The 11,852-nt window shown below is 50.9% G+C and carries 5 protein-coding genes and 2 tRNA genes; 4 read left to right on the top strand and 3 right to left on the bottom strand.

What is annotated here, in order from left to right; genetic code table 11:
* Positions 1–200: 200 nt before the first annotated feature.
* The 3 genes from ptrA (at position 201) to recD (ending at position 8,591) form a co-directional block, all read left to right on the top strand.
* Positions 201–3,086, top strand: a complete 2,886-nt coding sequence (gene ptrA, locus BSPA111_RS07115; RefSeq protein ID WP_183270475.1) for a pitrilysin — start codon at positions 201–203, stop codon at positions 3,084–3,086.
* A gap of 112 nt (positions 3,087–3,198) precedes the next feature.
* A complete protein-coding gene (gene recB / locus BSPA111_RS07110) occupies positions 3,199–6,759 on the top strand; it encodes an exodeoxyribonuclease V subunit beta (RefSeq protein WP_183270474.1) in 3,561 nt (1,186 codons plus the stop codon).
* Complete coding sequence (gene recD, locus BSPA111_RS07105) at positions 6,756–8,591, top strand: exodeoxyribonuclease V subunit alpha (protein WP_183270473.1); 1,836 nt, start codon at positions 6,756–6,758, stop codon at positions 8,589–8,591. Before recB ends, recD begins: the two co-directional genes overlap by 4 nt.
* Before the next feature lie 24 nt (positions 8,592–8,615).
* Here recD and argA read toward each other — a convergent pair whose 3' ends face one another.
* Complete coding sequence (argA, locus tag BSPA111_RS07100; RefSeq protein WP_183270472.1) at positions 8,616–9,947, bottom strand: amino-acid N-acetyltransferase; 1,332 nt, start codon at positions 9,945–9,947, stop codon at positions 8,616–8,618.
* A 235-nt stretch (positions 9,948–10,182) separates the two neighbouring features.
* Between argA and amiC the strand changes: the two genes are divergently transcribed.
* A complete protein-coding gene (gene amiC, locus BSPA111_RS07095) occupies positions 10,183–11,439 on the top strand; it encodes an N-acetylmuramoyl-L-alanine amidase AmiC (protein ID WP_183270471.1) in 1,257 nt (418 codons plus the stop codon).
* 182 nt (positions 11,440–11,621) lie between these two features.
* Here the strand turns inward: amiC and BSPA111_RS07090 are convergent.
* Both BSPA111_RS07090 and BSPA111_RS07085 read right to left on the bottom strand, forming a co-directional pair.
* Positions 11,622–11,698 (bottom strand) — tRNA-Met (locus BSPA111_RS07090).
* Between the two features lie 62 nt (positions 11,699–11,760).
* A tRNA-Met gene (locus BSPA111_RS07085) sits at positions 11,761–11,837 on the bottom strand.
* Between the last annotated feature and the right edge of the window lie 15 nt (positions 11,838–11,852).

The following is an 11,852-nucleotide window of genomic DNA, read 5'->3' as shown; positions in this document are numbered from 1 at the left end:
AAAATTGCACAATCCGGCAGGTTCATCTATTATGCGCAACTTGCTCAGGATTGGCGAAAAAAGCATCAACTAAAAATAACATGTTTGTTTGAAAGTTGTTAATGATGAGTGAGTTATACCCTTAGTACTTCAAATTACAGCGACTCCTGCAACTTGAAGTCCTAAGGGTATAGGAAGTTTCGTGATTATGAGGTTCGTTAATGCCTAAATGTAGCACCTGGTTAAAACCGCTTTTCTTGTTAGTCGCTCTTTGGGCACCATTAAGTCAGGCAGACACGGGTTGGCAACCTATCCAGGAAACTATCCGTAAAAGTGAGAAAGACAATCGTCAATATCAGGCCGTACGTCTTGATAATGGTATGACGGTCCTGCTGGTCTCTGATCCGCAAGCCGTTAAGTCATTGTCTGCATTAGTGGTTCCGGTTGGATCATTAGAAGATCCAGACGACCATCTTGGCCTGGCTCACTACCTTGAACATATGACGCTGATGGGTTCTAAAAAATATCCTGAACCGGATAGCCTGTCGGAGTTTCTCAAAAAGCATGGTGGCAGCCATAACGCCAGCACCGCAACTTACCGTACCGCGTTCTACCTTGAGGTGGAAAACGATGCACTGGAAGGAGCGGTCGACCGTTTGTCTGATGCTATCGCTGAACCAAATCTCGCACCTGAATATGCCGAACGTGAACGCAATGCGGTGAATGCTGAACTGACCTTAGCCCGTGCCCGTGACGGTATGCGTATGGCGCAAGTCAGTGCAGAAACGATCAACCCAGCTCACCCTGGCTCACGTTTTTCGGGCGGTAATCTGGAAACATTGCGCGATAAACCGGGCAGCAAGTTGCTGGATGCGCTGGTGGCTTTCCGCGATAAATATTATTCCGCGAACCTGATGAAAGCGGTTATTTACAGCAATAAGCCATTGCCTGAATTGGCAAAGATTGCGGTGGATACCTATGGGCGTGTGCCGAATAAAAATATCGAAAGGCCGACCATTGACGTGCCCGTTGTGACTGACGCGCAAAAAGGCATAGTGATTCACTACGTGCCAGCCTTGCCGCGCAAAGTGGTGCGAGTGGAGTTCCGAATCGACAATAATAGCGATAAATTCCGCAGCAAAACGGATGAATTGATTGGCTATTTGATCGGCAACCGTAGCAACGATACCCTTTCCGACTGGTTACAAAAGCAAGGCCTCGCAGACAGCATTCGTGCTGATTCCGATCCCATTGTTAATGGCAATAGCGGCGTGTTCGCCATTTCAGTGTCATTGACTGATAAAGGTCTTGCCCAGCGTGATGAAGTCGTGGCGGCTATTTTCAGCTATTTGAATAAATTACGTGAAACAGGTGTCGATAAAAGCTACTTCGATGAGCTCGCCCATGTGCTGGATCTCGACTTCCGTTACCCGTCAATAACCCGCAATATGGATTACGTTGAATGGTTAGCCGACACCATGCTGCGTGTGCCGGTTGAACATACACTGGATTTCGTGAATATTGCCGATCAATATGACCCGGCAGCTATCAAAGCACGGCTGGATATGATGACGCCGCAAAATGCCCGCGTCTGGTATATCAGCCCGAAAGAGCCTCATAACAAAACGGCTTATTTTGTTGAAGCTCCCTATCAGGTCGATAAAATTACGCCGCAAGTGTTCAACGACTGGCAGCAAAAATCAGCGGCAATTAAGCTGGAACTGCCTAAGTTGAACCCTTACATCCCTGATGACTTTACGTTGGTCAAACCTGAAAAAACCTACGCTCATCCAGAGTTGTTGGTAAAAGAGCCTGGTTTACGCGTGCTGTATATGCCAAGCCGCTATTTTGCCAGCGAACCTAAGGCAGATGTGACGATGGTGCTGCGCAATCCGCAGGCGATGGACAGCGCGAAAAACCAGGTATTATTTGCTCTGAATGACTATCTGGCAGGTATTGCGCTGGATCAGTTAAGCAACCAGGCATCTGTCGGGGGGATTGGTTTCTCAACCAATGCTAACAGCGGTTTGATGGTGAATGCCAATGGCTACACCCAACGTTTGCCGCAATTATTTGAAGCGCTGTTGAAGGGCTATTTCTCCTATACCCCGACCCAGGAACAACTGGATCAGGCGAAGTCATGGTATGCCCAAATGATGGATTCGGCGGACAAGGGCAAAGCTTACGATCAGGCGATTATGCCAGTGCAAATGGTGTCGCAGGTACCTTATTTCCAACGCGAAGTGCGCCGTTCGCTGTTGCCAGGACTGACATTACAAGATGTGCTTGATTACCGTGATGCGTTAAAAACCCATGCTAAACCTGAATTTTTGGTACTGGGTAACATGTCTCCTCAGCAGGCAAAGGATCTGGCGCATAACGTACAAAGCCAACTTGCCACCGAAGGAAACGAATGGTGCCGTAATAAGGATGTGCTGGTAGATAAACAACATTTAGCCATGTTCGAAAAAGCGGGCAGCAGTACGGATTCCGCTCTGGCAGCGGTTTACGTGCCAAAAGGTTTTGATGAAACTGTAAGTACCGCTTACAGCTCAATGTTAGGGCAAATTATTCAGCCGTGGTTCTACAACCAGTTACGTACACAAGAGCAGTTGGGTTATGCGGTATTTGCCTTCCCGATGTCGATTGGGCGTCAGTGGGGGATTGGTTTCTTGCTGCAAAGCAACGACAAACAACCGGCCTATTTGTACCAACGCTTTAAAGCGTTTTACCCAACCGCTGAGCAAAAGCTGCGTAGCATGAGTGCAGAGGATTTTGCACAAATGCAGCAGGGGATGATCAGTGAAATTATGCAGGCGCCGCAAACCTTGTCGCAGGAAGCTTCTCAATTGAGCAAAGATTTCGATCGCGGAAACCTGGACTTTGATTCGCGTGATAAAGTTGTCGCTGAAATTAAAAAGCTGACGCCACAAAAACTGGCTGATTTCTTCCATCAGGCTGTGATTGAACCGCAAGGAATGGCTGTTCTTTCGCAAATTTCTGGCAACAACAATGGCAAGGCGGAATACGCTGCGCCAGATGGGTGGAAAACCTGGAAGGGAGTCAGCGGCCTGCAACAATCATTGCCGCTCGTCGATCCTAAATAGTTTGAGATACTGCCGGGCCGCAAAGGAATTAACTCATTGGCTGATTTGATTCAGTCAATGGGTGATAATGTGCAGCTAATACACCCGCAACTTGAAAGATGAAGGGTAAATAATGACCGGAACCACGCAACCTCTTGATCCCCTAAGTTTACCTTTGACAGGGGAGAGGTTGATTGAAGCCTCTGCCGGTACCGGAAAGACATTCACCATCGCAGCACTTTATTTACGCTTGCTGCTTGGCCTGGGTGGTGAAAATGCCCATCCCCGCCCACTCTCCGTTGAAGAATTATTGGTCGTAACGTTTACTCAGGCGGCGACCGAAGAACTCCGTGGTCGCATTCGTGCCAACATTCATGAATTGCGCATCGCCTGCGTTCGCAACCGAACTGATAATCCCCTGTTCCAAAACTTGTTGGCAGAGATCCCCGATCTTCACCAGGCGGCCCGAATTTTGCGTCTTGCTGAACAGCAAATGGATGATGCGGCCATTTTTACCATTCATGGCTTTTGCCAAAGGATGCTCAGCCTTAACGCGTTTGAATCGGGTATGTTGTTCGAGCAACAGCTTATAGAAGATGAATCGCTGTTACGTCGCCATGCTTGTGCTGACTTTTGGCGTCGCCATTGCTACCCACTGCCGAAGCCGATAGCGAAAGTTATGGCCGAGGAATGGGCAGGGCCTGAGGAGTTGCTCAAGGATATAAACAGCTGGCTTCAGGGTGAGCAGCCGGTCCTGAAGCAGCCGCCTGCGGATGATGAAACCCTGCTCGCTCGACATCAAAAGATCATTGCCGCGATTGAGGATGTGAAAACTCAGTGGCGTGACTGCGCGGACGACATTGCTCAAATTCTCAGTGAAGCAAAAATTGATCGCCGCAGTTACAGCAGTAAAAATTTGCCTAACTGGCTGAATATTGTCGGAACCTGGGCGCAAACAGAAACCACAACCTACAAATTGCCTGAGCAGTTGGAACGCTTTTCTCAATCGATGCTGGATGAGAAAACCAAAGAAGGCCAACCGCCGCAGCATCCTGTTTTCAGGGCAATTAATTCGCTGTTGGGTGAGCCGCTGACGCTGCGTGATTTGGTCATCGCCCGCGCAATGTCTGAAATCCGCTACACCGTGCAGCAGGAAAAACGTCGCCGTGGCGAGTTAGGATTTGACGACATGCTGACTCGCCTGGATGAAGCGCTGCACAAACCAGGTGGCGACGCGCTGGCCGCGGCCATCAGGGCACGTTTCCCGGCAGCAATGATTGATGAATTCCAGGATACCGACCCGCAGCAATATCGTATTTTCAGACGCTTATATATCAATCAGCCTGATACGGCATTGTTGCTTATCGGTGACCCCAAGCAGGCGATTTACGCATTCCGTGGCGCGGACATTTTTACCTATATGAAAGCGCGTCATGAGGTAAGTGCCCACTACACGCTGGATACCAACTGGCGCTCATCTCCTGGGATGATTAGCAGCGTCAATACCTTGTTCCAGCAATTGGATAATCCCTTCTTATTCCAGCAAATTCCTTTCTTAGCGGTGAAAGCTGCGGCGAAAAACAGCGGCCTGCGTTTTACGTTCAAAGGAAAAAATCAGGCGGCGATGACATTCTGGGCCCAATCGGGTGATGGCTGCGGAGTGAGTGATTACCAACAAACCATGGCCATGCAGTGCGCGCAGCAGATTCGGGACTGGTTGAGTGCCGGACAGCGCGGCGAAGCTTTGTTGTGGAAAGGCGAAGAATCGCGTCCAGTACAGTCGTCTGACATCACCATTCTGGTACGCAGCCGTGGCGAGGCGTCCATTGTGCGTGAAGCACTGACGAGTCTGAATATTCCGTCCGTGTATCTTTCAAACCGCGACTCGGTGTTCGCAACGCCAGAAGCGCGAGAAATATTGTGGATTTTGCAGGCTGTTTTGGCGCCTGAAATAGAAACCGCGCTGCGCAGTGCCGTCGCGACCAGCATGTTAGGTCTTGATGCCCGCATGATTGAAGCGCTTAACGAAGATGAAAATGCCTGGGATCAACTGGTCGAGGAGTTTTCAGAATATCGCCACATCTGGCTGCGCCGGGGCGTGATGCCGATGTTGCGTGCGCTAATTGCCCGTCGCCAGATAGCCGAAAACTTGTTGGCAACGCCAGGTGGTGAGCGACGTCTGACCGATATTTTGCACATCAGCGAATTGCTGCAAGAAGAAGCCTCGCAGACTGACAGTGAGCATGCGTTGGTTCGTTGGTTGGCGCAGCAGGTTGCCGAACCTGACAGCAATTCATTCAGCCAACAATTGCGTCTCGAAAGCGACAGGCATTTGGTGCAGGTTGTCACTATTCACAAATCAAAAGGGCTGGAATATCCGCTGGTTTGGCTACCGTTCATCGCTAACTATCGTTCGCAAAACAGTGGCTTATATCACGACCGCTCGACATTCTCGCCGTTGCTGGATTTGAGCGACGATGCAGAGAGCCTGAGTCTCGCTGAAGAAGAACGTTTGGCGGAGGATTTGCGTCTGTTGTATGTCGCGCTGACGCGTTCCATTTGGCATTGCAGTATTGGTGTGGCGCCGTTGTTTAAAGGCAACCGCGCCAAAAAAGGGGCCAGCGACCTGCATCTCGGGGCATTGGGTTATCTTGTGCAAAAGGGCGAAGCGAAAGATGCGGCGGGATTACAGTCTTGCTTAACGCAACTGGCGAGTGAGTCGGTGAGTATCGAAGAAGCCCAATCTGATGATTACACGCCCTGGCAACCGGTGAGTGCCGAACTCCCGCAGTTGAGTGCCCGCACGATGGAACGGCAGGTTACTGATAACTGGCGTGTTACCAGTTATTCAGGTTTGCAACAGCATGGCAGCAGTCTTGCACAGGATTTATTGCCGCGGCTGGATGTGGATGCCGCAGGAGTGGCATCGGTACAAAGTGAACCATTACTCACTCCGCACACCTTCCCACGCGGGGCAGGTCCTGGCACTTTCCTCCATAGCTTATTCGAAGGTATTGATTTTACACAGCCGCTTGACGATGCGTGGATTCTGAAGCAACTCACTGAGCAGGGATTTAGCGAGGAGTGGCAGCCGAGATTAAAGGAATGGCTGCACACCATTTTACAGGCTCCGTTAAATGAAACGGGCGTCTCCCTCAGCCAGTTAACGCCTCAGAACAAACAGGTCGAGCTGGAGTTTTATCTGCCGATTGCGAGTGATTTACACGCCGCGCAATTGGATAAACTGGTTCGGGAATATGATCCGTTATCATCAGGTTGCTCACCGTTAAACTTCAGACAAGTACGCGGCATGCTGAAAGGCTTTATCGACCTGGTGTTCCGCTGGCAAGGGCGGTATTACCTGCTGGATTACAAATCGAACTGGTTAGGAGAAGACAGCAGCGCCTACACTCAGGATGCCATGGCCCAGGCGATGCAGGCTCATCGTTATGATCTGCAATATCAGCTGTATACGTTGGCGCTGCACCGTTATTTACGCCACCGCATTGCTGATTATGACTACCAAACTCACTTCGGGGGCGTCATCTACCTCTTCTTGCGCGGCGTTGAAAGTAACGGTTCGTCACAAGGAATATTTACCACCCGTCCTGACGAACAATTAATAGCGAAAATGGACACACTCTTTGCATTGAAAACGGATATTGCGGAACAAACGGACGAGGTTGCGCCATGAAAATGTCTGAGTTGTTACAGCAAGCGGTTGAGCAGAAATCGCTGCGTGCTCTGGATGCCCAGTTCGCCATGATGATTGCCGGTGATGAGCAACCTGCCGTCATGCTGGCGGCCGCGTTAGTCAGCCATGATGCCGGTGAAGGCCATGTGTGCCTTCCTCTTTCACGTTTAACACCCGAATTCTGTTTTAACGGGCGGCAACCAGACCTGGCCGAACAACTTTTTGCCGGGGCCGCCGTCAAGTCCGGCTGGCGCGAAGTGTTGCTGGCATCAGATGCGGTGAGTGAGCATGAAGGTGCCACGCCATTAAAGCTGATTGGCGAACGGTTGTATCTCAACCGGATGTGGCAAAACGAACAGTTAGTTGCGCGGTTTTTTGGAGAGGAGAACCGCGCGATACCTCTCGATGATGAGCAGGTCATTCGCGTTCTGAGCCAGCTTTTTGAACCGATGGCTGATATCGACTGGCAAAAAGTTGCAGCAGCTGTAGCGCTGACTCGACGTATTTCAGTGATTTCTGGCGGGCCGGGAACAGGTAAAACGACCACCGTGGCGAAGTTACTCGCAGCCCTGGTTCAGCTCACCACTACAGCCCCCTTACGCATCCAATTGGCGGCGCCGACAGGTAAAGCCGCAGCGCGATTAACGGAATCACTGGGTTCAGCGTTACGACGTTTACCGCTGGATGACACGCAGAAAGCCGCATTGCCGAACGACGCTTGTACGTTGCACCGTTTATTGGGCGCACAACCCAATAGCCAACGTCTGCGTTATCACGCCGGTAATCCGTTGCATCTGGATGTGCTGGTGGTAGATGAAGCCTCGATGGTCGACTTGCCGATGATGGCGAAGTTAATTAACGCGTTGCCACCGCACGCGAGGGTCATTTTCCTCGGCGATCGCGATCAACTTGCATCTGTGGAAGCAGGGGCGGTGCTTGGGGATATCTGCCACTACGTTACGCATGGGTATCCACGCGAAAGAGCGGCGGAGTTAAGTCGACTGACGGGCTATTCACTGCCTGCGGGGGAGGGAAGTCAGGCGAGCGTGCTGCGCGATGGGCTATGTTTGCTGCAAAAAAGCTACCGTTTTGATAGCAAGTCCGGCATCGGACAATTGGCATTTGCTGTCAACGCCAGCGATGTGAAGCAGGCCAGAATTGTCTTTGCCAAAGGCTTTGGCGATATTTCGAAACAGCCGCTGCGTGAGACTGAAGATTATGCGTTGATGATTGCTGATGCGGTGGAAGGTTATCGGCCATACCTGGAGTTAGTTCGCAATCATGCCGAACCCGCCGCTATTCTTGATGCCTTCGGACGCTATCAGCTGTTATGCGCATTGCGGGATGGCCCGTTTGGCGTCAGTGGCCTGAATAATCGCATTGAGCAGGCGCTGGTTCAAAAACGATGGATTGAGCGGCCAAACCCGACGGTTTCGCGCTGGTATAACGGCAGACCCATTATGATTTCCCGTAACGACAGTTCATTGGGGTTGTTCAACGGGGATATCGGTATTGCGTTGGATAGAGGTGAGGGGCTGCGCGTCTGGTTCCCGATGCCTGATGGCACCATCAAATCTGTGCAACCAAGCCGTTTGCCGGGGCATGACACAGCGTACGCCATGACGGTACATAAATCACAGGGGTCGGAATTCGAGCACGCCGCCCTGGTTCTGCCAAATCAATACACCGCTGTGGTGACGCGTGAGCTGGTCTATACCGCTATCACCCGTGCGCGCAGCAGATTGTCTTTGTATGCCGATGATCGGGTGTTGGAAAAAGCGATTGTGACGAAGACGGAACGACGCAGCGGATTGATGGAAAGTTTTAGCTAGCCCTTAGCAGGGCTAGCGAGTTTGTCAGGCTAAATCTGCCATCAGCACTTTTGAGCGGCGCTGATAGTTGTACATTTCTTTTTTGCTTTCGGGCAGCAACTCGACATCAACTGGCATAAAGCCACGCTCCTGGAACCAGTGAATGCTACGGGTTGTCAGGACAAATAGCTTGCTCAGCCCCATTTGCCGGGCTTGTGTGGCAATGCGTTGTAGCAATACTTCGCCACGTGATGAGCTGCGATAGTCAGGATGAACTGCAACACAGGCCATTTCACCAATCCCTTCTTCCTGGAACGGATACAACGCCGCACAAGCGATGGTCAGATTGTCGCGCTGGATAATGGTGAATTTGTCGATCTCCATTTCCAGTTGTTCACGTGAGCGACGCACCAGAATCCCTTGCTGTTCCAGTGGGCGAATGAGTTCCAGGATACCGCCGATATCGTTAATGGTGGCTCGACGAATTTGCTCCGCACTCTCCATTACGATTTGCGTACCGATACCATCACGGGAGAACAACTCCTGCAATAGCGCACCGTCTTCTTGATAGCTGATCAAATGGCTGCGACGCACGCCGCTACGGCAGGCTTTGACTGCGCCTCGCAGAAAACGCACGGTGCCAGAATGGTAATCACCCGCTTCTTCCAGCTCTTCAATGCGTTTTTGCGCATCGTTAGGAAAGAGTTCAGAAACGATATTGCCGGTATCGTCGATCACGCCCTGTGAAGAGCAGAAACCAATCATTTTTTCGGCTTTCAGTTTTACGGCCAATTGCGTAGCAATTTCTTCGGAGGTGAGATTAAAACTTTCACCTGTAACGGAAACCGCAACTGGGCCCATCAATACAATCGCCCCGTTATCAAGCTGGCGGTGAATGGCTTCTTCGTCGATACGACGAACACGACCGCTGTGGCAGTAATCCACACCATCATCTACGCCTAACGGCTGCGCGATAATAAAGTTACCGCTGACGACATTGATATGCGCCCCTTGCAACGGTGTGTTGCCAAGGCTCATGGACAAACGCGCAGTGATATCCAACTGCAATAAACCGGCGGCTTGTTTAACCAGCTCAAGGGTTTTTGCATCAGTAACACGCGTATGTTTGTGATAGACAGGTTCATGATTATGCGAAGCCAGATTGGCATCAATTTGCGGGCGCGCACCATACACCACCACCAGACGAATCCCCAGGCTGTGCAACAGCCCAATATCATTGACGATACTGGAGAAGTTCTCGTGTTCAATGGCTTCGCCGCCAAGCATAATGACAAACGTTTTTCCCCGATGGGCATTTATATAGGGAACAGAATGGCGAAATCCCTGTACCAGTTCGGTTCTACGTTCCTTCACCACGGCAAGCCCTCATTGCATGATTATTCGTAATTTCTGTATTTTTATTCTTTTATTGCTCTCGGTGCAAGCAGCAATTACCGCAAAGCAGAAATTTCTGTGCCGTTGCCGCCAGGTACTTGATTGCGAATGTTTACCCTTTTATGAGTGACAGCCTAAGCCCGATTCGCTAAAGTTTTCGGCTCAAAAAAATAAAATTGGTTATTCGGTTCACGGAAACACACCGCTCAGGAGAGCTATGTCAGATTCCCGTTCATTAATTAGTCGTCGCCGCTTACTAAAGGGCGCGGGCGCTTTGTGGCTACTGAGTGTTAGCCAGGTTGGCTTTGCGGCCTCAAGCCTGGTCATTGCGGTTCGTGTCTGGCCCGCATCGTCTTACACGCGAGTCACGCTGGAATCGAACAGGGAGCTTAAATACCGACAATTTGCGTTAAGCAATCCTGATCGGGTGGTTGTCGACATAGAAGGTGTGAATTTAAATTCAGTATTGAAGGGCATCGGTGCCCAGATTCGTGGCGACGATCCTTTCATTAAATCCGCGCGTGTGGGTCAGTTTGATCCTCAAACCGTGCGCATGGTTTTCGAACTCAAGCAAAACGTAACACCGCACTTGTTTGCACTGGCTCCGGTGGCTGAATTCAAAGAACGCCTGGTGATGGATCTCTATCCGGCCAATATGAACAGCGAGCAAGATCCGCTGCTGGCTTTGTTGGAAGATTACAACAACGGTAAGTTGGATAAAGATTCACTGCCATCACCGGAACAAGGGCCGAAGCCTGGCAAGGCGGGTCGCGACAGACCGATCATTATCATGCTGGATCCTGGGCACGGTGGTGAAGATCCCGGAGCGATTGGGCCGAACAAGACGCGTGAAAAAGATATCGTGCTGCAAATCGCTCGTCGCCTGAAAGCGCTGATTGATAAAGAAGCGAATATGAAAGCCTATATGACGCGCAACGAGGATGTGTTTATCCCGTTAAAAGTCAGGGTGGCAAAAGCGCAGAAGCAACGTGCTGATTTGTTTGTTTCTATTCATGCGGATGCATTTACCTCTGGCGCGGCGCGAGGCTCTTCAGTGTTTGCGCTCTCAACCAAAGGGGCGACCAGTACCGCGGCAAAATTCCTCGCTCAAACACAGAACGCCGCCGACTTAATCGGTGGGGTGAGCAAGAGTGGCGACCGATATCTCGACCATACAATGTTCGATATGGTCCAGTCTTTGACTATCAACGATAGCCTTAAATTCGGCAAAGAAGTGCTGACCCGATTGGGGCGCGTCAATAAACTGCATAAAAATAGCGTCGATCAGGCGGGGTTTGCAGTGCTTAAAGCGCCAGATATTCCCTCCATTTTGGTGGAAACGGCATTTCTCAGTAACGTTGAAGAAGAGCGAAAGCTGCGTACAGCCACCTTCCAGCAGGAAGTTGCGGAGTCGATTTTGGCGGGGATCAGAGCGTACTTCGCAGATAGCTCGCGCCTGGCACGACGCGGATAATCCCCTTCATACTTCGAGCTGCAGCCGTGTTGGCTGCGTTCGTTCACCCCAGTCACTTACTCAAGTAAGCTCCTGGGCTCACGTCCTTGCCGCCTTGCTGCAACTCAAATTATTTAGGGTATTGCGGAGTGTTTCTATGAATTTTAGATACAAAAAAAGCACCTGTTAAGGTGCTTTAATGTTGGTTGCGGGGGCCGGATTTGAACCGACGACCTTCGGGTTATGAGCCCGACGAGCTACCAGGCTGCTCCACCCCGCGTCCGTAAACTTCTTTAGTACCCAAATGATTCTCATCATTGCGCGAATAATCAGCGACTTAGTTGGTTGCGGGGGCCAGATTTGAACTGACGACCTTCGGGTTATGAGCCCGACGAGCTACCAGGCTGCTCCACCCCGCGTCCGTATAACTATTT

This window comes from Buttiauxella sp. A111, assembly GCF_014189855.1.
Classification (GTDB): domain Bacteria; phylum Pseudomonadota; class Gammaproteobacteria; order Enterobacterales; family Enterobacteriaceae; genus Buttiauxella; species Buttiauxella selenatireducens.
The sequence above is the reverse complement of the archived record's forward strand: the minus strand, read 5'-3'. Positions and strand labels throughout refer to the sequence as shown.

Coding starts and splice junctions, on each gene's coding strand:
- ptrA (WP_183270475.1), top strand. CDS start 201: ATGCCTAAATGTAGCACCTGGTTAAAACCGCTTTTCTTGTTAGTCGCT.
- recB (WP_183270474.1), top strand. CDS start 3,199: ATGACCGGAACCACGCAACCTCTTGATCCCCTAAGTTTACCTTTGACA.
- recD (WP_183270473.1), top strand. CDS start 6,756: ATGAAAATGTCTGAGTTGTTACAGCAAGCGGTTGAGCAGAAATCGCTG.
- amiC (WP_183270471.1), top strand. CDS start 10,183: ATGTCAGATTCCCGTTCATTAATTAGTCGTCGCCGCTTACTAAAGGGC.